The sequence below is a fragment of the Inquilinus sp. CA228 genome (assembly GCF_052078665.1).
Lineage (GTDB): Bacteria > Pseudomonadota > Alphaproteobacteria > DSM-16000 > Inquilinaceae > Inquilinus.
In genome coordinates, this window is sequence record NZ_JBQJIK010000002.1 from 1 (window position 1) to 22,397 (window position 22,397).

Genomic DNA, 22,397 nt, shown 5'->3' on the forward strand with positions numbered 1-22,397 from the left:
ACCGAGGGCAGGTCGCGCAGCCGCGAGGGCTGGGGGCGGGCGGCGTCGCCGGCCATGTCAGTAGCCCAGCAGGAACGGGTTGAAGCCGCCGCGCTCGTACTCGCCCTGCTGCATCAGCAGGTCGAGGCCGAGGCTGGCGGCGTCGTCCGCCACCGGCTCGAGATCCGCCTGCTTCACCTGGTACAGCACCTTCACATAGCGGTGGCAGCTGTCGCAGGTCTCGGCCTTCACCGTGCCGGCGCCGCCTTCGACCTCCTGGTAGCCGATGCCCTTGGTGCTGCCGCACAGCACGCATTTGATGCGGACCTGGTGCCAGTAGGTGCCGCACAGGCTGCAGGCGCAGAACCGGGTGCTGTGCATGCCGCGCCAGCCGACCACCATGGTGCTGACCGGCGGCCCGCCGCAGCAGGGGCAGGCGCCGTCGCCGACCGGCCCCAGCGCCGCGGCGTCGAGCCGCGCCGCCAGCCGGACGAAATGGACCTGCAGAATCGCCGCGACATAGACGTGCTCGGCCAGGGCGTCGGCCGGGATGGTGCCGGCCAGCACGGCCCGCACCATGCCCTCGCCCTGTGCCCGGCCGGCCGCGCACACCCGCTCCAGCGCCTCGGCCGCCGCCGGGGGCATCGCGATCTCCGCCGCGGCGCCGGTGAAGCGGTCGAAGGTCGCCGCGAAGGCGGCGTCGGGCGTGAAGCCGGTCCGGTCGAGCGGTGGCATGCCATGGGTGCGGGCGCGCGCCAGCGCCGCCTCGTCGGGCATCGCCGGCTCGGGCAGGTCGTCCTGGATCCGGTACTGCAGCTCGGCGAGGTCGGACAGGAAGCGCAGATAGGGGCCGATCTCGCTGCGCTCGGCCAGGGCCCGCAGGCGCAGGGCGCGGTCGATGAAGATCTGGTGCGGGTCCGGCAGGCGGGCAAAGGGCGGGGCCGCGACGTCGCCGATCACGGTCGGGTCGGGCCGGTCCGTATCCTCGGTCATCTGATCCTCTCACGAACCCGACGGGCCACGTGACGCGGACTCGTCTCTGCCTGGCCTAAGGGGCCGTTGTCTTGTCGGTGCCGGGTCGCCGCGCCACCAGCTCGCGCAGCCATTTGCGGTGGTGGCGCCAGGCCCAGCCGCCGGTCACCCGGCCCTTGGTCATGGCGCCGATGGTGCCACGGACCCAGATCGCCGCATAGACATGGACGATCCAGACGCAGATGGCGATCACCGCCACTGCCGCATGCACCAGGATCGCGATCCGCTTCTGCTCGATCGTGGTGAACGGGAAGAAGTACTGGTCCCAGACGACGATGCCGCTGCCGATCAACAGGATGATCAGGATCGACATGCCCCAGAACACGAATTTCTGCCCGGCATTGTACTTGCCCAGCTCGGGCAGGTTCTCCTCGCGCCCGGCCAGCACGTCGCGCGCCCGGCGCAGCCAGGTGTTGTCCTCGCTCTTCCACAGATTGGCTTTCCAGAACCGGATGAACAGGCCGGCGAAGGAGAAGAACAGGACCACGCCGATCCAGGGGTGCAGCGTCCGCGTCATCTGCCCGCCGCCGAACAGCGCGGTCAGGAAGAACAGCTTCGGATGGAACAGCGCCAGGCCGGACAGGGCCAGCAGCACCAGGCTGACCGCGGTGATCCAATGGTTGATCCGGGCGCCGACCGAGTAGCGGTCGACCGTCACCGGCTTGCCGGGATGGACGTCGTCGCCCGGCTGGATGTCGTCCGGAACGCGGCTGGTGGTCATGTCCGGTCTCTCCCCGCCAGCTCCTCGGCGTGCTCCTCATCCTCCGGCGACACCCGGTTGGCGCCGGCGAACAGGTGGTGCAGCACGCCGGCCACCGCGGCCAGGCCGATGGCGCCGAGGCCGACGACCTTGGTCACGCCCTTCCAGGCCTCGACGATCGGGCTGATGGTCGGGTTGTTCGGCAGGTTGGCATAGATCTCCGGCTTGTCGGCGTGGTGCAGCACATACATCACATGGGTGCCGCCGACGCCGGGCGGATCGTAGAGCCCGGCATGTTCGAAGCCGCGGGACTTCAGGTCCTTGATCCGGAAATCGGCCCATTCCTTCATCTCGTCCTTGGTGCCGAACACGATGGCCTGGGTCGGGCACGCCTTCTGGCAGGCCGGGCCCTGGCCGACCGCGACCCGGTCGGAGCACAGGGTGCATTTGTAGGCCTTGTGGTCGGTCTTCGAGATGCGCGGGATGTCGAAGGGGCAGCCTTTGACGCAATAGCCGCAGCCGATGCAGTTCTCGTGCACGAAATCGACGATGCCGTTCGAGTACTGCACGATGGCGCCCGGCGCCGGGCAGGCCTTCAGGCAGCCCGGGTCCTCGCAATGCATGCAGCCGTCCTTGCGGATCAGCCATTCCAGGTTCTGGGTCTCCGGGTTCTCCCATTCGGTGAAGCGCATCAGCGTGAACATGTCCGGCGTCAGGTCGTGCGGATTGTCGTAGACGCCGAAATTCTCGCCGACCGGCTCATGCGTGTCGTTCCACTCGATGCAGGCGGACTGGCACGCCTTGCAGCCGATGCATTTCGACACGTCGATCAGCTTGGCCACCTCGACCTGCCGCACGGCGGCCGGGGTGATCGTGGAGGCCGATCGGCGGATCAGATCCTGATCGCCGAATTTCGGGGCGGTCGGGGCGACGGTGGGGTTGGGGATCGGGGCGAACATGGTCTCTTCTCCCTCACGCCACCGGCGGCCCGGACGAGGCCTCGATATTGACGCAGAAGGCCTTGAACTCCGGCGTCTCGATGTTGGCGTCGCCGACGAACGGCGTCAGGACGTTCGCCCCGAAGCCCTTCTTCGCGGCGCCGATGAAGCCCCAATGGATCGGGATGCCGACGATGTGGACGGTCTTGCCGTCACAGATCAGCGGCCGGATCCGCTTGGTTACCACCGCCTTGGCGAAGACCGAGCCGCGCTTCGACCAGACCCGCACCCAGCCGCCCTTGGCGATGCCCTTCTCCTTCGCCAGCTCCTCCGAGATCTCGACGAAGAATTCCGGCTGCAGGACCGCGTTCACGTGGTTGTTCTTGGTCCAGTAGTGGAAATGCTCCGTCAGGCGGTAGGAGGTCGCGGCGTAGGGGAAGTCGGGCGATCCGATGTCCGCGAACTGGGCGAAATCATCCGCGAACACCCGGGACGCCGGGTTGCCCCGCACCTTCGGCGCGATGACGTTGGCGACCGGGCTCTCGAACGGCTCGTAATGCACCGGGAACGGGCCTTCGCGCATCATGCCGCGGGCGAACAGCCGCGAGACGCCTTCCGCGTTCATGATGAACGGCCCGACATCCTCCGGCTTCGCCGTCGGCGAGATGTCGGGGACGTCGTAGCCGGCCCATTTGCTGCCGTTCCACTCGATCAGCTTGCGCGACGGATCCCACGGCTTGCCCGAGACGTCGCAGGAGGCGCGGTTGTACAGGATCCGCCGGTTCGCCGGCCAGGCGAACGCCCAGTTCGGGAAGGTGCCGGTGTCGTCCGGGTCGGAATTGTCCTGCCGCGCCATCATGTTGCCGGCCTCGGTAAAGCAGCCGGCATAGATCCAGCAGCCGCTGGCGGTCGACCCGTCGTCGCGCAGCACGCCGAAGCCCGGCACCTGCTTGCCGGCGTCGAGGATCTTCTTGCTCGGGTCCGTCGGATCGAACAGGTCCGTGAGAGCGGACCCGTTCATCTCCTTGGCCAGCTCCTCGGCCGTCGGCTCGTTCGGGTCGGCGTAGGCCCAGTTCAGGTTCAGGATCGGGTCGGGGAAGGCCCCGCCCTCCGTCCTGTACAGCTCCTTCAGGCGCAGATGGATCTGCGACATGATCCAGACATCGGTCTTCGACTCGCCGGGGGGCGTGCCGCCGGGCCAGTGCCATTGCAGCCAGCGCCCGGAATTGACCAGCGACCCCTCGTCCTCGGCGAAGGAGGTGGTGGGCAGCTGGATCACCTCGGTCTGGATCGAGGCGGTGTCGGCATCGTTGTAGACGCCGTGGTTCTCCCAGAACCGCGCCGTCTCGGTCTCCAGCGGGTCCATCACCACCAGGAGCTTCAGCTTGGCCAGCGCGTCGGCCAGCTTGGCCTTGTTCGGGAAGGCCTGAAGCGGGTTGAACCCCTGGCAGAAATACAGGTTCACCTTGCCCTGCTTCATCAGCTCGAAGGCCCGCAGGATGTCGTAGTTGGCCACGTCGAGCTTCGGCAGCCAGTCATAGGCGAAGTCGTTCTCCGGCGTCGCCGCCGCGCCGAACATCGCCTTCTGGAAGCTGACGAAGAACTTCTTGTAGTTCTGCCAGAAGCTGGTCTGGTTCGGCCGCAGCGGCTTGAAGCCGCGGGTCGACATATAGGTGGCGAAGTCCTTTTCCGTGTCGCGCGGCAGGGTCATGTATCCCGGCAGCGCGTTGGACAGCAGCCCGATATCGGTCAGCCCCTGGATGTTGGAATGGCCGCGCAGCGCGTTCATGCCGCCGCCGCGGATGCCGATGTTGCCCAGGATCAGCTGCAGCATCGCCATGGTGCGGATGTTCTGGGCGCCCTTGGAATGCTGCGTCCAGCCCAGCGCGTACATCGAGGTCATCGCCTTGGTCGGCGACGAGGCCTCGCCGACCATCTCGGCCACCTTCAGGAACTTGTCCTTCGGGGTGCCGGTGATGCGCTCGACCATCTCCGGCGTGTAGATGGCGACGTGCTGCTTCAGCAGGTTCCAGACGCAGCGCGGATGCTGCAGCGTGTCGTCGACCACGGCAAAGCCGTCCGTGCCGATCTCGTAGTCCCAGGTCGACCGGTCGTAGTCGCGCTTCTGCTCGTCATAGCCGGTGAACAGGCCGTCGCTGTAGGTGAAGCCCTCCTTCACCAGGAAGGTGGCGTTGGTGAAGGCCTTCACATACTCCCACTGCACCTTGTCGTTCTGGATGCACTGGTTGATCAGCCCCAGCAGGAAGGCGATGTCCGTGCCCTGCCGGATCGGCGCGTAGAAATCCGCCACCGATGCCGAGCGGGTGAAGCGCGGGTCGACGACGATCAGCTTGGCGCCGCGGTTGGCCTTGGCCTCCGTGACCCATTTGAAGCCGCAGGGATGGGCTTCGGCGGCATTGCCGCCCATGATGACGACGAGATCGGTGTTCTTGATGTCGGTCCAGGAGTTCGTCATGGCTCCACGGCCGAATGTCGGGGCGAGACTCGCCACCGTCGGGCCGTGTCAGACGCGCGCCTGATTGTCGAATGCCAGAATACCGGTGCTGCGCACCACCTTGTAGGTGGCGAAGGCGGTTTCGTTGGTGGTCGCCGAGGCCGCGAGGAACCCCGTGGTCAGCCATCGGTTGACCGTCGTGCCGTCCTTGTTCTTGGCGATGAAGTTCGCGTCGCGGTCGTCCTTCATGGCCCGGGCGATCTTGTCCAGCGCCTCGCCCCAGGAGACCTGCTCGAACTTGTCGCTGCCAGCGCGCCGCAGCATCGGGTGCTGCAGCCGGGTGGCGGACCGGACCGTGTCCAGCAGCGCCGCGCCCTTCGGGCACAGCGTGCCGCGGTTGGTCGGATGGTCCGAGTCGCCCTCGATATGGGTGATCTCGGCCGTCTCGCCCTTCCGCAGGTCGCCCTTGGAGTAGAGGATGATGCCGCAGGCCACCGAGCAATAGGTGCAGGTGTTGCGGGTCTCGGTGGTGTTGGCGAGCTTGAAGGGCCTGATCGCCGCGGCGTAGGCCGCTTCGATGTCGCCGAAGCCGAAGGCCCCGAGCGTCGTGCCCGCCACACCCGCGCCGGCCCCTTTCAGGAAGCCGCGGCGCGAGAGCTTCATGTCCATCCTGGACCTCCCGGAAGCCGTTCCGCAAAAGACATACCAAATTAGGAAAAATGCTACGCTTGGAAGGGTTCCAATGTCAAACGACCGGTGGCTCGCCGGGCCGATGGATAGAACAAATTTTTCAACGACTTAATAATGACTCGCAAGGGGCGGCTGCGACCCTTTGTCGGGCATGCGGCCGCGCAGTCCCGGATTGACCCTGCGCCGGCCTTCGCCGTTTAATCCGTCCGTGGCATTCACCAGCGCTCCCGCGTGCCGGGGCCGCACGATGTCGACAGGCAAGGCCGGTTCGGTCGCCCTCGAGGGTGGCGCGACATCGACACGCCATTCGTACCCCCTTCCGCCAATTCCGAGTCCAGCGGCCGGCCATGCCGGACTGCCCGCCCATGCATGCCGACAGGGAGCCGAACCATGACCAGCCGTCGTGATGTCCTCCGGGCGGGCGTCGCCCTCTCCGCCGCATTGGCCGTCCCCGCCCTGGCCGGGCGGGCCATGGCGGCCGATGTCGTCTTCGCCCCGGCGCCGGGCGACTGGCGGCAATTCACGCTGACGACCAGGGTCGCCATTCCGCGCCCCACCGGCAGCGTCGGCCGCATCCAGGCCTGGGTGCCGCTGCCGTCGATCGAGGAGGCGGCCTGGATCCGGCCCGGCGACGCCCGGTGGGCCACCAATGCGGCGTCCGCCACGATCGAGCGCGATGCGGCCTATGGCGCCGCCATGCTGCATCTGGTCTGGGCCGAAGACGAGGCGTCGCCCAGGGCGGAGGTGATCAGCTCCGCCACGCTGCGCGACCGTGCGGTGGATCTGGCGGCGCCGGGACCGGCGCAGCCACTGACCGATGCGGAGCGGCAGCTGTATCTCCAGCCCACGGCGCTGATCCCGACGGATGGCATCGTGCGCGAGACGGCGGACCGGATCACCGCCGGCGCCGATGGCGATCTCGCCAAGGCCCGTGCGATCTATGAATGGGTGGTGCTGAACACCTTCCGCGACGCCGCCGTCCGCGGCTGCGGCATCGGCGATATCGCCTCGATGCTGCACACCGGCTATCTCGGCGGCAAATGCGCCGATCTCAATGCTCTCTATGTCGGCTTGGCGAGAGCCTCCGGCCTCCCGGCGCGCGACGTTTACGGGCTGCGGGTCGCGCCGTCGCGCTTCGGCTACAAGAGCCTCGGTGCCAACAGCCCCACCGTGACCAAGGCGCAGCATTGCCGGGCCGAGGTCCATCTGGCGGATTTCGGCTGGGTCCCGGTCGATCCCGCCGATGTGCGCAAGGTGGCGTTGGAGGAGCCGCCGGGCGGACTCGCCCTCGACGACCCGAAGGTCGCGGCAGCCCGAGGCGGCCTGTTCGGCGCCTGGGAGGGCAACTGGATCGCCTACAACGACGCGCATGATGTCGCGCTGCCCGGCAGCGCCGGCCCCGCGATCGGCTTCCTGATGTATCCTCAGGCCGAGGTCGCCGGCGTCCGGCTCGACTGCCTCGACGCCGACACCTTCGCCTACAGTATGGAAGCGGCCGAGATCTCGGCCTGATCGATCGAAAGGAAGGCGCCATGGTCCTGGCAACCCGCGACAGCGATCCCGTCCGGCTGACCAGCCTGGCGCATGGCGGCGGCTGCGGCTGCAAGCTGGCGCCCGCCGTGCTGCAGGAGCTGCTGGCCGGCCAGCCGGCCACGGCGCCGTTCCGCCAGCTTCTGGTCGGCACCGAGACCGGCGACGACGCCGCGGTGTGGCAGCTCGACGACGATCGCTGCGTCATCGCCACCACCGACTTCTTCATGCCGGTGGTCGACGACCCGCGCGATTTCGGGCGGATCGCGGCCACCAACGCGATCTCCGACGTCTACGCCATGGGCGGCCAGCCGATCTTCGCGCTCGCCATCCTCGGCATGCCGCTCGGCAAGCTGCCGGCGGAGACGGTGCGCGAGATCCTGGCCGGCGGCGCCTCGATCTGCGCCGAGGCCGGGATCCCGGTCGCCGGCGGGCATTCGATCGACGCGCCGGAGCCGATCTACGGCCTCGCCGTGATCGGCACCTGCCGGCCGTCGGAGCTGCGCCGCAACTCGGGCGCCCGGCCCGGCGACGCGCTGATCCTGACCAAGGCGCTCGGCGTCGGCATCTATTCCGCCGCCTTCAAGAAGGAGGCGCTGTCGGCCAAGGGCTATGCCGAGCTGATCGCCAGCACGACACAGCTCAACCGCATCGGCGCCGAGCTCGGGCGGGAGGAGGCGGTGCACGCCGTCACCGACGTCACCGGCTTCGGCCTGCTCGGCCATGCGCTGGAGATGGCGCGCGGCGCCGGCGTCACCCTGGCGATCCGGGACGGCGCGCCGGCGCTGTTCGCCCAGGCCGAGGCGCTGGCGCGGGACGGCTTCGTCACCGGCGCCTCGCACCGCAACTGGGCCAGCTACGGGGCCGAGGTGACGCTGCCGCCCGGCCAGCCGGAGTGGCGCCGCCACCTGCTGACCGATCCGCAGACCTCCGGCGGGCTGCTGGTCGCCTGCGCGCCGGACCGGGCCGACGCCCTGCTGGCCCGCATCACCGCCGCCGGCCACCCCGCCGCCCGCCGCATCGGCACGGTCGAGGCCGGCCCGGCCGGCGTGCGCATCGAGGCGTGAAACCTGGATCGGCATCGCGAAACCTTATGCCGAAGCGGAATAGACCAAGGAAAATTATGAATTGGCCGGTCCCCTCTGCCGGACGACATCATGACCATAATTTGGGCGTGCCCATTTGATGGGCGCAGGGCCGGCCGCCAAGGCCGGCGGCTCGGGCAGGGGGCAGTCAAGTGTCTGACAACGGCGCCATTCAGGCGGATCCGGCGACGATCCGCCCCTATCTCGACATCCCCGGCGCCAAGAGCCCGGCGCTGTCGCCGGATGGCGGGCTGCTGGCCTTCCTCGGCGACCGGACCGGCTTTCTACAGATCTGGCTGCAGCCCGCGGAAGGCGGCGCCGCCTGGCGAGCGGCGGAAACGCCGGAGCCGGTCGGCGCCCTGGCCTTCAGCCCGAAGAGCCGCGACCTGGTCTTCACCATGGATTGCGGCGGCGACGAGCGGCACCAGCTCTGGCTGATCCCCGGCGCCGACGGCGCGCCGGTGGCGCTGACCGAAGACCCGACCGTGGTCCATGTCTGGGGCGCCTGGTCGCCGGACGGCACGCGGATCGCCTATGCCGCGAACGCCTGCGACCGCTTCCACATGGACATCCATGTGATGGAGGTCGCGACCCGAGAGGCGACCTGCATCTATCGGGGCGAGCTGTTCCGCGAGGTCATGGCCTTCTTGCCGGACGGCAAGGCGCTGCTGGTGCGGGACTCCACCCGGGCGACGATGGACCAGGACCTGTTCCGGCTGGACCTCGAGACCGGCGCCTATGAGCCGCTGCTGCCACATGACGGCCGGGCGCGCTACGTCGCCGCCAAGACCCGGAAGGACGGCAGCGGCCTGTATCTGCTGACCGACCAGGGCCGGGACTTCCAGGGCATCGCCTTCCTGTCCTTCGCCGACCGCAGCCTGGGCTGGGTGGTGGCGCCGGAGGACCAGGATGTCGAGGCGATGGCGCTGTCGCCCGACCAGGGCCGCATTGCCTATGTCCTCAACGAGGAGGGCTGGAACCGCCTCCTGATCCGCGACCTCGACACGGGTGCGGAGACGGCGGTGGCGGGGCTGCCGCCCGGAGTGATCGGCTCCGTCTCCTGGCGGCCGGACGGCAGCGGCCTGGTCTTCCCGCTGGAAGGTGCCGCGACTCCGCCGGGCATCTGGAGCTGGGACATCGCCACCGGCGCCGTGAGCCGGCTGACCGACACCCCCGCGAGCGACATGATCGATGGCTTCGCCGAGCCGGAGGTGCAGCGCATCGCCAGCTTCGACGGGCTGCAGGTGCCGTTCCTGCTGTACCGGCCGCAGGGCGAGGCGCCGGAAGGTGGCTTCCGCGCGATGATCGTCGTCCATGGTGGGCCGGAGGCGCAGTGGACCCCGACCTTCCGGGCCGACATCCAGTACATGCTGGCCCGCGGCATCATGGTCGTGGCGCCGAATGTCAGGGGCAGCACCGGCTACGGCCGGCCCTACCATCAGCTCGACGATGTCGGGCTGCGCATGGACAGCGTCGCCGACCTTCGGGCCGTGCGGCTGTGGCTCGGCGCTCAGCCGGATGTCGACGAGGCCCGGATCGGCGTCTTCGGCCGGTCCTATGGCGGCTTCATGGTGCTGGCGGCGCTGACCGAATACCCCGAGCTGTGGCGCCTCGGCATCGAGTTCTACGGCATCGCCAGCTTCCACACCCTGCTGCAGACCACCGGCCCCTGGCGCCGGCGCCTGCGGGCAGCGGAATACGGCGACCCGGTCGCCGATAAGGACCTGCTCGAGCGGATCTCGCCGATCCACAAGCTGGACCGCATCTGTGTGCCGCTGCTGATGGCCCAGGGCCTCGACGACCCGCGGGTGCCGCCGGGCGAGAGCGAGATGATCTACTCCGCCCTGCGCGGCCTCGGCCGCCCGGTCGACTACATCCGCGTGCCGCATGAAGGGCACGGCTTCGCGCGGCTGGACAATCGGCATAAGGTCTTTGGCGCCGTTGCCGCCTTCCTCGACCGCCATCTCTGATTCCAGGATCGAAAGAGGGAAGACCATGCAGAATTCCGACAAGATCTGGCAGCTGGTCGACGCTAAGCGGACGGAGTTCGTGGGGCTGAGCGACCGGATCTGGGGCATGCCCGAGATCGCCTACACCGAGTACCGCTCGGTCGCCGAGCACACGGCGATGCTGCAGGCCCAGGGCTTCCGCGTGACCGAGACCCTCGCCGGCATCCCGACCGCGGTGATGGGCGAGGCGGGCGAGGGCGGGCCGGTGATCGCCATCCTCGGCGAATACGACGCCCTGCCGGGGCTGAGCCAGGAGGCCAACATCGCCGAGCCCCGGCCGCTGCCGGGCAACGGCCACGGCCATGGCTGCGGCCACAACATGCTCGGCTCCTCCGCCCTGCTGGCCGCCACCGCGGTGAAAGACTTCCTGGCTGCGACCGGCCGGCCCGGGCGGGTGCGCTACTATGGCTGCCCGGCGGAGGAGGGCGGGGCGGCCAAGGCCTTCATGGTGCGCGCCGGCGCCTTCGAGGATGTCGACATCGCCATCACCTGGCATCCGGCGTCGCTGACCCGGGTCGACGAGGCGCTGTCGCTGGCCAACACCCGGATGGATTTCCACTTCACCGGCCGCGCCTCGCATGCCGCCGCGGCGCCGCATCTCGGCCGCAGCGCGCTGGATGCCGTCGAGCTGATGAATGTCGGCGTCAACTACATGCGCGAGCACATGCCGTCCGACGCCCGCATCCACTACGCCATGATCGATTCCGGCGGCATCGCGCCCAATGTCGTGCAGGCCTCGGCCAAGGTCCGCTACGCCATCCGCGCCCGCGACCTGGCCGGCATGCTGGCGCTGAACGAGCGGGTCAGGAAGATCGCCCACGGCGCCGCGATGATGACCGAGACCTCGGTCGCGATCTCGATCATGAGCGCCGTCTCCAACATGCTCGGCAACACGCCGCTGGAGGAGGCCATGCACCAGCACCTGCTGCGCCTCGGCCCGGTGCCCTTCGACGCGGCGGACCGCGACTACGCCGCCCAGATCCAGGCGACGCTGAGCGAGGAGGACATCCTCACCGACTATCGCCGCGTCGGCGTGCCGCCGCGCAAGGACCTGCCGCTGTGCGACTTCATCGTGCCGAAGGACTCCAGGGGCGAGCCGATGATCGGGTCGACCGACGTCGCCGATGTCAGCTGGGTGGTGCCGACGGTGCAGGCGCGGGTCGCCACCCATGCCATCGGCACGCCGGGCCATTCCTGGCAGATCACCGCCCAGGGCATGGCGCCGGCCGCGCACAAGGGCATGGTCCACGCCGCCAAGGTCATGGCCGGCACGGCGCTGGATGTGATGAATGACGAGCTGCTGATGGCCCGGGCCAAGCAGGACCACCAGGAGCGGGTTGCGGCGACGCCCTATGTCTGCCCGATCCCGGCGGAGGTCCAGCCGCCGCTGCAGCCGCGGCCGAAGGCGGCCTGATCCCGCGGGACAAGCCGGCCCGGGGAACGAGGCCGGCATCCCGGACGAAGGTCGCGGAGGGCGCCGGACAACAATCTCAGAACAAGCACGGAGGCTCGATCCATGTTCGCCCGTCCGATCCCGGCGCCGCCCGGATCCCGCCCGCTCCGCCGCGCCCTCGGCGCGGTCTGCGGCGCCGCCATCCTTGCGGCGCCTGTCGCCGCCGGGGCGGCCACGCCATCGAACGCGCTGGTCATGGCCTGGAACATCGACGCGATCAGCACCTTCGACCCGGCCCAGATCGGCGAGGTGGTGACCAACGAGATCGTGCAGAACACCTGCGATTCCCTGGTCGATTTCGACCCGGCGGACGAGACCAAGGTGATCCCGCTCTTCGCCGAACGCTGGGACGTCTCGGACGACCGGCTGCAGATCACCTTCCATCTGCGCAAGGGCGCCACCTTCCCGTCCGGCAACCCGGTCACCGCGGCCGAGACCGCCTGGTCGATGCAGCGCGTGGTCAAGCTCGGCTTCGGCAATGCGGCGACGCTGACCGAATACGGCTTCACCAAGGACAAGGTCGAGACGCAGATCACCGCGCCCGACGACGCCACGCTGGTCATGAAGCTGGACAAGCCCTACCCGACCAACCTGGTGCTGCAGGCGATCGCCGCCAACCGCGTCTCCGCCACCATGGACAAGACGACCATCCTGGCCAATGAGGTGAACGGCGACCTCGGCAACAAGTATCTGGCGACCCACACCGAATGCGTCGGGCCCTACCGGCTGGCGCAATGGAATGCCGGCGAGGCCGTGGTCCTGCAGGCGAACGACAAGTATTGGGGCGAGCCGCCGGCGCTGAAGCGCGTGCTGATCCGTCATGTCGCGGAGGCCGGGACGCAGCGCCTGCTGCTGACCCAGGGCGATGTCGACGTCGCCCGCGACCTGACGCCGGAGGACATGAAGGACCTGGAAGGCTCGCCGGATGTGTCGATCGTCCGGGTGATCAAGCCGCAGCTGTTCTTCTGGACCTTCAACAACGCCGACCCGATCTTCTCGAACGAGAAGGTCCGCCTGGCGATGCGCTACCTGATCGACTATGACGGCCTGGCCAAGACGGTGATGACCTACACCGGCGTGCCGCGGGCGAGCTTCGTCCAGATCGGCGCGGTCGGCGCGCTGGACGAGAAGGAGGGGCAGCCCTTCTCGCTCGACCTCGACAAGGCCAAGGCGCTGCTGGCCGAGGCCGGCTACCCGAACGGCTTCAAGGCCACCGTGTTCATCGGCACCCTGCCGCATTCCGGCCCGATCGCGCAGAGCGTGCAGCAGAACGCCGCCAAGGTCGGCGTCGAGCTGACGCTGGAGCGGATGGCCAACGCCCAGCTGTTCAGCCGGGTCCGCGGCCGTGAGTTCCAGACCGCGATGCAGGCCTGGCAGACCGGTGTGCCCGACGCCCATGGCAATGCCTCCCGGCTGGTCTACAACCCGGACAACCGGGCCGAGGCGAAGCTGACCCAGTACCCGGCCTGGCGCGCCGCCTTCTATTCCGAGGATGCGAACAAGAAGGTCGACGCGGCGCTGCTGGAGCCGGATCCGGAGAAGCGGAACGCGATCTACCGCGACCTGCAGCTGCAGATCATGCAGCAGGGGCCGATGGCGATCATGTTCCAGATGTACAACCCCGCCGCGATCCGCAAGTCGCTGAAGAACTGGACCTGGAACGGCTTCCGCACCTACTACGATCCGGTCAGCAAGTAGCGACGCCGGACAATCATTTCAGAACAGCACGGAGGCTCCACGATGCTCGCTGCTTCGAGTCCGGCGCCGCCCGGATCCCATCCGCTTCGTCTCATCCTCGGCGCGGTCTGCGGCGCCGCCATCCTCGCGGCGCCCTTCGCCGCCGGGGCCGCCACGCCGTCGAACGCGCTGGTCATGGCCTGGAACATCGACGCGATCAGCACCTTCGACCCGGCCCAGATCGGCGAGGTGGTGACCAACGAGATCGTGCAGGGCATCTGCGACCCGCTGGTCGATGTCGATCCGGCGGACGAGACCAAGGTGGTCCCGCTTTTCGCCGAGAGCTGGGACGTCTCGGACGACCACCAGCAGATCACCTTCCATCTGCGCAAGGGCGCCGTCTTTCCCTCCGGCAATCCGGCGACGGCGGCCGAGACGGCGTGGTCGATGCAGCGCGTGGTCAAGCTCGGCTTCGGCAATGCGGCGACGCTGAACGAGTACGGCTTCACCAAGGATAAGGTCGACACCCAGATCACCGCCCCGGACGACGCCACCCTCGTCCTCAAGCTCGACAAGCCCTATCCGACCAACCTGGTCCTGCAGGGGATCGCCGCGAACCGCGTCTCCTTCACCCATGATCGCAAGACCATCCTGGCCAACGAGGTGAACGGCGATCTCGGCAACAAGTACCTGGCGACCCGCACCGAATGCCTCGGCCCCTACCGGCTGGTGCAGTGGAACGCCGGCGAGGCCGTGGTGCTGCAGGCCAACGACACATATTGGGGCACGGCGCCGGCCCTGAAGCGCATCCTGATCCGCCATGTGGCGGAGGCAGGGACCCAGCGCCTGCTGCTGACCCAGGGCGATGTCGACGTCGCGCGCGATCTGACGCCGGAAGACCTCAAGGATCTGGAGTCCTCGCCGGACGTGTCGATCGTCCGGGTCCTCAGGCCGCAGCTGTTCTATTGGGCTTTCAACACCGCCGACCCGATCTTCGCGAACGAGAAGGTGCGCCTGGCGATGCGCTACCTGATCGACTATGACGGCCTCGGCAAGACCGTGATGTCGTATATCGGCGTGCCGCGGGCCAGCTTCGCCCAGATCGGCGCGGTCGGCGCGCTGGACGAGGCCGAGGGGCAGCCCTTCTCGCTCGACCTCGACAAGGCCAAGGCGCTGCTGGCCGAGGCCGGCTACCCCGACGGCTTCAAGGCCAGCGTCTTCATCGGCACCCTGCCGCATGCCGCGCCGGTTGCGCAGAGCGTGCAGCAGAACGCCGCCAGGATCGGCGTCGAGCTGACGGTGGAGCGGATGGCCAACGCCCAGCTGTTCAGCCGGGTGCGCGGCCGGGATTTCCAGACCTCGATGTCGTCGTGGCAGACCAGCGTGCCCGATGCGCATGGCAACGCCTCCCGGCTGATCTACAACCCGGACAATCGGGCCGAGGCGAAGCTGACCCAGAATCCGAGCTGGAACGCCTCCTTTTATTCCGAGGCGGCCAACCGGAAGATCGAGACGGCGCTGCTGGAGGAGGATCCGGAGAAGCGGAACGCGCTCTATCGCGACCTGCAGCTGCAGATGATGCAGCAGGGTCCCAGCGCCATCATGTTCCAGATGTACAATGTCGCCGGCATCCGCAAGACGTTGAAGAACTGGAGCTGGAACGGCTTCCGGACCTATTACGAAACCGTCGCCAAGTAGCGCCATGGTCGACGCCCCCATCGCCACGCCCCGCCCGCTGGCGGCCCCAGGACGGACCGCGCTGTCGTCCTGGGCGCTGGCCGCCGGCCGGACCGTCCTGTCCGTCGCCGTCACGCTGTTCGGGCTGGCCGCGTTGACCTTCTTCATCGGGCGGATGCTGCCGCTCGACCCGGTCGCCGCCATCCTCGGCGACAACGCCACCCAGGCGGCCTATGATGCGATGTATAGCCAGCTCGGGCTGGACCAGCCGATCTGGATCCAGTTCCTGCGCTACCTGCGCGACATCGTCAGCCTCGACCTCGGCACGGCCCTGACCACGGGCAAGCCGGTGGTCGAGGACATCGCCCGGGTGTTCCCGGCGACGCTGGAGCTGGCGACGGTCGCCATCCTCATCGGCACCGGCCTCGGCATCCCCTTCGGCGTGCTGGCGGCGATGTATCGCGACAGCTCGGTCGACCACATTGTGCGCGTGGTCGGCCTGCTGGGCTATTCGGCGCCGACCTTCTGGCTCGGGCTGATGGGGCTGGTGCTGTTCTACGCCACGCTGGGGTGGGTCGGCGGGCCCGGGCGCATCGACTTCATGTACGAATACGACATCGAGCCGATGACCGGCTTCCTGCTGCTCGACACCGCGCTGCAGGGGCAGTGGGAGGCGTTCGCCGACGTCTTCAGCCACGTCATCCTGCCGGCCTCGATCCTCGGCTTCAGCGCGCTGGCCTATATCAGCCGAATGACCCGCAGCTTCATGATCGAGCAGCTGGGCCAGGAATATGTGGTGGCGGCGCGGGTCAAGGGCCTGTCCTGGGCCCGCACCGTCTGGATCCACGCCTTCCGCAACATCGCGGTGCAGGTGGTGACGGTGGTGGCCCTGTCCTACGCCTTCCTGCTGGAAGGGGCGGTGCTGACCGAGACGGTCTTCGCCTGGCCCGGCTTCGGCCGCTACCTGACCAACACGCTGCTGGCCGGTGACATGAACGCGGTGGTCGGCTGCACGCTGCTGATCGGCGTCATCTTCGTCACGCTGAACCTGGTGTGCGACCTGCTGTACCGCATCTTCGACCCTCGCACCCGATGAGCGCGGACATGCCCAGCGACATCGCTTCACGACCCGGCTCGATCAGGGCCTGGCTGCATGCCCCGGTCCCGGCCTCGCCGATGCAGGCCCGCGCCCAGCAGCTCTGGCTCAAGCTGCTGCGGCTGGTCGGCAACCCCCCGGCGCTGCTGGGGCTGGCCATCCTCCTGATCATGGTGGTGATGGCGGTGTTCGCGCCGCTGATCGCGACCCACGACATCTACGCCCAGGACCTCGCCACCCGGTTGCAGCCGCCATCGGCCGCGCATTTCCTCGGCACCGACGAGCTCGGCCGCGACGTGTTCAGCCGCATCGTCTTCGGCGCCCGGATCACGCTCTACATCGCCGTGCTGACGGCGCTGATCGTGGCGCCGATCGGCCTCTTGATCGGCACCACCTCGGGCTATCTCGGCGGCTGGGTCGACATCGTGCTGATGCGCGTCGTCGACATCTTCCTGGCCTTCCCCAGCCTGGTGCTGGCGCTGGCCTTCGTCGCCGCGCTCGGACCCGGCATCCAGAACGCGATCATCGCCATCTCGCTGGCCGCCTGGCCGCCGATCGCGCGGCTGGCGCGGGCCGAGACGCTGTCGATCCGGTCCTCCGACTACATCGCCGCGGTCCGGCTGCAGGGGGCGTCGTCGCTGCGGATCATCCTGTCCCATGTGGTGCCGATGTGCCTGCCCTCGGTGGTGGTGCGGATCACGCTCAACATGGCGGCGATCATCCTCACCGCCGCCGGTCTCGGCTTCCTCGGCCTCGGCGCCCAGCCTCCCAGCCCGGAATGGGGGGCGATGCTGTCCAGCGGCCGCGAATTCGTGCTGACCAGCTGGTGGATCGCGGCGATCCCCGGCTGCGCCATCCTGCTCACCAGCCTGGCCTTCAACCTGTTCGGCGACGGGCTGCGCGACATCCTGGATCCCCGCCATGGTTGAACCATTGCTCCAGGTCGAGGATCTGCGCATCGACTTTTCGGGAGGCCGCGGCACCATCCAGGCCGTGCGCGGCATCTCCTTCGCCATCGGGCGCGAGAAGGTCGGCATCGTCGGCGAATCCGGCTCCGGCAAGTCGCTGACCGGCCGGGCGGTGCTGAAGCTGACGCCCAAGGCGGCGCGGGTGACGGCGCGGCGGCTCGACTTCGACGGCATCGACCTGCTCGCCGCCTCGGAGCGGCGGATGCGGGCGATCCGCGGCAACCGCATCTCGATGATCCTGCAGGACCCGAAATTCTCGCTGAACCCGCTGATGCGGGTGGGCCGGCAGATCACCGAGGCCTACCGGCTGCACCACCGGGTCGGCGCGCGCGAGGCGAAGGCGCGGGCGCTGGAGATGCTGGACGCCGTCCACATCCGCGACCCCGAGCGCGTCTTCCGCCTGTTCCCGCACGAGGTCTCGGGCGGCATGGGGCAGCGGATCATGATCGCGATGATGCTGATCCCGGAGCCGGACCTGATCATCGCCGACGAGCCGACCTCGGCGCTCGACGTCACGGTGCGGCGGCAGGTGCTGACCATCCTCGACGAATTGGTGACCCGGCGCGGCACCGGGCTGATGTTCATCAGCCACGACCTCAACCTGGTGGCGGATTTCTGCGACCGGGTGCTGGTGATGTATGCCGGACGGATCATGGAGGACCTGCCGGCGCGGGAGCTGCACCGGGCGCGCCACCCCTACACCCGGGCGCTGCTCGACAGCCTGCCGCAACTCGACCGGCCGGTCGACACGCTGCAGGTGCCGAGCCGCGATCCGGCCTGGCTCGACGGTCCGACCTTCCAGGCGGGGGCCGCGGCATGACCGACACGATCCTGGAGGCGGTCGGCCTGCGCGTCACCTTCGGCTCCGGCGCGGCGGCGATGACCGCGGTCGACGACGTGTCCTTCGTCCTTCGGCAGGGTGAGTCCTTCGGCCTGATCGGCGAATCCGGCTGCGGCAAGTCGACCGTCCTGCGCGCCCTGGCCGGGCTCAACACCGGCTATGACGGGTCGATCCTGTTCCGCGACCGCGAGGTGCCGCGCAAGCGCGACAAGGCGTTCTTCCGCCGGGTCCAGATGGTGTTCCAGGACCCCTATGCCTCGCTGCATCCGCGCAAGATGGTGCGGTCCGTGCTGTCCGAGCCGCTCAGGATCCACGGCTTCGACCGGCAGGAGCAGCGGATCGACGCGGCGCTCGATGCGGTCGGTCTCGGCCGCGCCTTCCGCTACCGCTATCCGCACGAGCTGTCGGGCGGGCAGCGCCAACGCGTCGCCATCGCCCGCAGCCTGATCATCGAGCCGGAGATCCTGCTGCTGGACGAGCCGACCTCGGCGCTGGACGTCTCGGTCCAGGCCGAGATCCTGAACCTGCTCAAGGCGCTGCGGCGCGACCGCGGCCTGACCTATCTGATGGTGACCCACGACCTCCCGGTCATCGCCCATCTCTGCGATCGCATCGCCATGATGAACGGCGGCCGCATCGTCGAGGAGATGACGGCCCAGGGCGTCCGCGCCCGCCAGGCGCAGGACGCCTACACGCGCAGCTTCCTGGAGGCGAGCATCGGCTACCGGCCGGCGCCCGTGGCGGAAGAGGCGGTGGCATCGTGAGACTGTTGAGCTCAGCCGAACTGGCCGAGGCCGATCATTGGCCCGGCGCGATCTGGGAGATGGTCGAGGACATCCGGTCCGCAGGATGGTCGCTCGATCACCTCGACCGCGTCTGGGCCCAGGCCGACCGGATCGGCACCGCCGCCCTGATGATCGTGCAGGGCGGACGGGTGATCGCCAGCCGCGGCGACGTCACCCGGCGCTATCTGTGCCGTTCGATCCGCAAGAGCTTCCTCAGCGCCCTGATCGGCACGCATCGGGGTGACGGCGCCATCGACCTGTCGCTGACCCTGGACAAGCTCGGCATCGACGACCGCGAGGGTCTGAGCGAGCGCGAGAAGCAGGCGACGGTCTATGACCTGCTGACCGCCCGGTCCGGCATCTACCATCCGGCGGGCTACGAGACGCCGTGGATGACGTCGCTGAAGCCGCCGCGCCATGCCCACGCGCCGGGCACGGTCTGGTGCTACAGCAACTGGGACTTCAACGCGCTCGGCACGATCTACACGCAACTGACCAGCCTCGGCATCCACGCCGCCTTCCGCGACCGGATCGCCGTGCCGCTGGGCATGCAGGATTTCCGCTTCGATGCGGAACGGGCGGATGGCTGGCTGCAGCCCGATCCGTGCTCGGTCCACCCGGCCTATCCGTTCCGGATGTCGACCCGCGACCTCGCGCGCTTCGGCCTGCTGTTCCTGCGCGACGGCCGGTGGGGAGAGCGCGAAGTGGTGCCGCAGAGCTGGGCGGCGGAGAGCGTGCTGCCCTATTCCGACGCCGGGCCGCGCGGCGCCTATGGCTACATGTGGTGGGTGGCGCGGCAGGGCATCGCCTTCCCGGGCGTGATCGTGCCGGAGGGCAGCTACAGCGCCCAGGGCGCCGGCGGCCATGTCTGCATCGTCATCCCGCCGCTCGACCTCGTCATCGTCCACCGCGCCGACACCGAGGTTAAGGGAAAGGAGATCGACCGGTTCCAGTTCGGCCGGCTGCTCGCCCTGATCCTCGACGCCCGCAGGGCCGGCATGGCCGCCTGAGCCGGAGGAACCATGGTCAGCATCATCGAGGCGATCGCACGCTGGAGCCGCTCCGGGGTCGAGTTCGGCGATCTCGCCCGGCTGCGGGCGCGCCACGCCATCGCCGACACCATCGGCTGCATGCTGGCCGGGGCCGGCGACTCGACGGTGCAGGCGGTGCGCGCCGCCTTCGCCGGTTCGATCGCCGCCGGCCCGCGCTGCAATCTGGCCGGCGGCGGACAGGCGGCGGAAGAGCTGTCCGCCCTGGTCAACGGCACGGCGGCGCATGCCCTCGACTACGACGACAACTTCCGCCCGGCCTGCAGCCACGCCTCGGCGGTGCTGGTGCCGGCGCTGCTCGGCCCGGCGCTGGCCCGCGGCGTATCGGGGCGAGCGCTGGTCGACGCCTATCTGGTCGGGCTGGAGGCGCAGGCCGCGGTCGGGCGCGGGGTCAACCCGTCGCACTACACTGCGGGCTGGCACTCCACCTCGACGGTCGGCTGCATCGGCACCGCGGCGGGCGTCGCCTGGCTGCGCGGACTCGACGAGGCCGGCATCGCCCGGGCCATGAGCCTCGCGGTCAGCATGGCCGCCGGGGTCAAGGGGCAGTTCGGCACGCCGGCCAAGCCGCTGCATGCCGGCCTGGCCGCACGCAACGCGGTCGAGGCGGCGGCGCTGGCGGAATGCGGCATGACCGGCCGGCTCGACATCCTCGAAGCGCCGCAGGGCTTCCGCGAGCTGTTTGGCGGGCCGGACGCCACGGGCTGGAACGGTGTCACGATCGGCGCGCCGCATGTGATCGAGAGCGACGGGCTGATGCCGAAGCGCCATCCCTGCTGCGGCTCGACCCACAACGCGGTCGACATCGTTCTCGACCTCCGGGCGCAGCACGGCTTCGCGGCCGCCGAGGCGGTGGCGGTGGAGACGCTGGTCGGCATCGTCAACCGGCGCAACCTGGCCTATCCGCGGCCGGAGGACGAGATGCAGGCACGCTTCTCGATGCAGTACTGCATCGCCCTGGCGCTGCTGAAGGACCGGCTGGAGCTGTCTGACTTCACCCCCGAGGTGGTCGGGGCCGGGCCGGTGCGCGCCCTGCTGCCGCGAATCAGCATGACATCCCATTCGGCGGAGGAGGAGCGGGCGGCCGGGCGACCGCTGCCGCACCGGGTCACCATCCGCCTCGCCGACGGCCGGGTGCTGTCGGGCGAGCGCGGCGAGGCCAAGGGCACCATCGCCGACCCGTTCGACGACGCCGACCGAAGGGCCAAGTTCGCCGATTGCTGCCGCGGCACGCTCGACGCTGGTGAGGTCGACCGCCTGCACGACCGCCTCGACCGGCTGGACGAGCAGGAGACCCTGACGTTCCTCGAACAGCCGCTCGCGCTGGCCGGTCAGACCGCCGAGATGCGGCGGGGCGGCGGCACCGCTTCCCGCCAGTCGGGAACGGCCGACCAGAACCGGTCCACGCAGGGGCGGCTGGCGGTAGAGGCGCGGTAGAGGCGGATCTCGACATCCAGCGTCCAGGTCGGGTTGCCGGCCCGGACCAGGGTGCCGGAGCGGAGCTCCTCCGCGATCAGGCTTTCCGGGATCCAGGCCAGGCCGCGCCCGGCCAGGGCCATCGCCTTGAGCCCGGCCGACATCGCGTTCTCATAGACCACGGCGAGCGGCAGCGGGCGCCCGGCGAACAGCTTGACCAGGCCATGGCCGAAGAAGGAGCCGGTGCCGTAGCTGAGATACTGGATCGGCCCGCCGCCGCTGTCGATCGCGTGCAGCGGCCGGCCGCGGGCGTCGGGCGCGGAGACCGGGATGACCCGCTCCTCGCCCAGGCAGCGGTGCTCGCAATAGGCGATGTCGCTCATCAGCGGCACCGATTCATGGGCGTAGGTCAGCAGGAAGTCGCAGTGGCCGTCGAGCAGCGTGGCGATGATGCCGGCGAAGGTCGGCCGCGTCTCGAAGCGGGTGCGCAGCGGGCCGAGCTGGCTCTCCAGCCGCCGGATCCAGGTCGGGAAGAAGGTCAGGGACAGGGTGTTCAGCGTGGCGAAGGACAGGGTCTCCGCCGCGGCGTCGTGCCGGTGCCGCAGGTCGATCCGAGTCTGGTGCACGAGATCCAGGATCTTTCGCGCCCGCGGCAGGAAATCCTGGCCTTCCAGGGTCAGGCGCACCGGATAGCTGGTGCGGTCGAACAGCGGCACGCCGATCCAGGTCTCGAGCTGCCGGATGCGGCGGCTGAGGGCGGATTGCGTGACGTGGCGCTCCTCCGCGGATCGGGAGAAGCTCGATGTCGCGGACAGGCTGAGAAAATCTTCCAGCCATTTGACTTCCATCAGGGGCCTCCGGGTTCGGGGCAGCTCCGACACGCGATCTCGACGGATGGGACCGGGGACTGGCCGGGAAACGACGGTCCTCGCTGCGCGATACTGCGTCATCCGCGGCGACTGTGGAACCGCAGCGCATGCAGGTGGCGTACCAGCCGCAGATCCGCTGGCCGCCGGG

Annotated in this window: 17 protein-coding genes; 12 read left to right on the top strand and 5 right to left on the bottom strand. The window is 69.1% G+C overall.

Annotation, left to right across the window (positions count from 1 at the left end; genetic code table 11):
* Positions 1–57 precede the first annotated feature (57 nt).
* From fdhE to fdnG, 4 genes are read right to left on the bottom strand one after another with little or no spacing between them, the layout of a single operon-like run.
* Complete coding sequence (fdhE, locus tag ACTOWL_RS01010) at positions 58–972, bottom strand: formate dehydrogenase accessory protein FdhE (RefSeq protein ID WP_441319317.1); 915 nt, start codon at positions 970–972, stop codon at positions 58–60.
* A gap of 55 nt (positions 973–1,027) precedes the next feature.
* Positions 1,028–1,732 (bottom strand): formate dehydrogenase subunit gamma, encoded by a 705-nt coding sequence (locus ACTOWL_RS01015; RefSeq protein WP_441319318.1) that lies wholly within the window; start codon positions 1,730–1,732, stop codon positions 1,028–1,030.
* Positions 1,729–2,670 carry a formate dehydrogenase subunit beta gene (gene fdxH, locus ACTOWL_RS01020; RefSeq protein ID WP_441319319.1) on the bottom strand — a complete coding sequence of 314 codons (942 nt, stop codon included), beginning with the start codon at positions 2,668–2,670 and terminating at the stop codon, positions 1,729–1,731. The genes ACTOWL_RS01015 and fdxH overlap by 4 nt, the downstream gene beginning before the upstream one ends.
* A 13-nt stretch (positions 2,671–2,683) precedes the next feature.
* Complete coding sequence (fdnG, locus tag ACTOWL_RS01025; protein ID WP_441319320.1) at positions 2,684–5,773, bottom strand: formate dehydrogenase-N subunit alpha; 3,090 nt, start codon at positions 5,771–5,773, stop codon at positions 2,684–2,686.
* A gap of 411 nt (positions 5,774–6,184) precedes the next feature.
* On the opposite strand from fdnG, the gene ACTOWL_RS01030 reads away from it, so the two are divergent.
* From ACTOWL_RS01030 to ACTOWL_RS01085, 12 genes are all read left to right on the top strand, one after another.
* Entirely contained in the window at positions 6,185–7,306 is a 1,122-nt protein-coding gene (locus tag ACTOWL_RS01030) for a transglutaminase-like domain-containing protein (RefSeq protein ID WP_441319321.1), read from the top strand.
* Between the two features lie 20 nt (positions 7,307–7,326).
* Positions 7,327–8,391: a selenide, water dikinase SelD gene (gene selD, locus ACTOWL_RS01035; RefSeq protein ID WP_441319322.1), complete on the top strand. Its 1,065-nt coding sequence runs from the start codon at positions 7,327–7,329 to the stop codon at positions 8,389–8,391.
* A 170-nt stretch (positions 8,392–8,561) separates the two neighbouring features.
* The gene (locus ACTOWL_RS01040) at positions 8,562–10,379 is read left to right on the top strand and encodes a S9 family peptidase (protein ID WP_441319323.1); all 1,818 of its coding nucleotides are present in this window, start codon (positions 8,562–8,564) and stop codon (positions 10,377–10,379) included.
* 25 nt (positions 10,380–10,404) lie between these two features.
* Positions 10,405–11,832 (top strand): M20 family metallopeptidase, encoded by a 1,428-nt coding sequence (locus ACTOWL_RS01045; protein WP_441319324.1) that lies wholly within the window; start codon positions 10,405–10,407, stop codon positions 11,830–11,832.
* A gap of 102 nt (positions 11,833–11,934) precedes the next feature.
* Positions 11,935–13,569, top strand: a complete 1,635-nt coding sequence (locus ACTOWL_RS01050; RefSeq protein ID WP_441319325.1) for an ABC transporter substrate-binding protein — start codon at positions 11,935–11,937, stop codon at positions 13,567–13,569.
* A 42-nt stretch (positions 13,570–13,611) separates the two neighbouring features.
* Positions 13,612–15,246 (top strand): ABC transporter substrate-binding protein, encoded by a 1,635-nt coding sequence (locus ACTOWL_RS01055; RefSeq protein ID WP_441319326.1) that lies wholly within the window; start codon positions 13,612–13,614, stop codon positions 15,244–15,246.
* A gap of 4 nt (positions 15,247–15,250) precedes the next feature.
* Positions 15,251–16,321: an ABC transporter permease gene (locus ACTOWL_RS01060; RefSeq protein WP_441319327.1), complete on the top strand. Its 1,071-nt coding sequence runs from the start codon at positions 15,251–15,253 to the stop codon at positions 16,319–16,321.
* An 8-nt stretch (positions 16,322–16,329) separates the two neighbouring features.
* Positions 16,330–17,250, top strand: coding sequence for a nickel transporter permease (nikC, locus tag ACTOWL_RS01065; RefSeq protein WP_441319328.1), 921 nt, complete (start codon positions 16,330–16,332; stop codon positions 17,248–17,250).
* Entirely contained in the window at positions 17,243–18,109 is an 867-nt protein-coding gene (locus ACTOWL_RS01070) for an ABC transporter ATP-binding protein (RefSeq protein ID WP_441319329.1), read from the top strand. Before nikC ends, ACTOWL_RS01070 begins: the two co-directional genes overlap by 8 nt.
* The gene (locus tag ACTOWL_RS01075; protein WP_441319330.1) at positions 18,106–18,894 is read left to right on the top strand and encodes an ABC transporter ATP-binding protein; all 789 of its coding nucleotides are present in this window, start codon (positions 18,106–18,108) and stop codon (positions 18,892–18,894) included. Before ACTOWL_RS01070 ends, ACTOWL_RS01075 begins: the two co-directional genes overlap by 4 nt.
* A gap of 5 nt (positions 18,895–18,899) precedes the next feature.
* Entirely contained in the window at positions 18,900–19,925 is a 1,026-nt protein-coding gene (locus ACTOWL_RS01080; protein WP_441319331.1) for a serine hydrolase domain-containing protein, read from the top strand.
* A gap of 12 nt (positions 19,926–19,937) precedes the next feature.
* Positions 19,938–21,401, top strand: a complete 1,464-nt coding sequence (locus ACTOWL_RS01085) for an MmgE/PrpD family protein (protein ID WP_441319332.1) — start codon at positions 19,938–19,940, stop codon at positions 21,399–21,401.
* Here the strand turns inward: ACTOWL_RS01085 and ACTOWL_RS01090 are convergent.
* Positions 21,296–22,228, bottom strand: coding sequence for a LysR substrate-binding domain-containing protein (locus ACTOWL_RS01090; protein WP_441319333.1), 933 nt, complete (start codon positions 22,226–22,228; stop codon positions 21,296–21,298). The genes ACTOWL_RS01085 and ACTOWL_RS01090 overlap by 106 nt on opposite strands.
* Between the last annotated feature and the right edge of the window lie 169 nt (positions 22,229–22,397).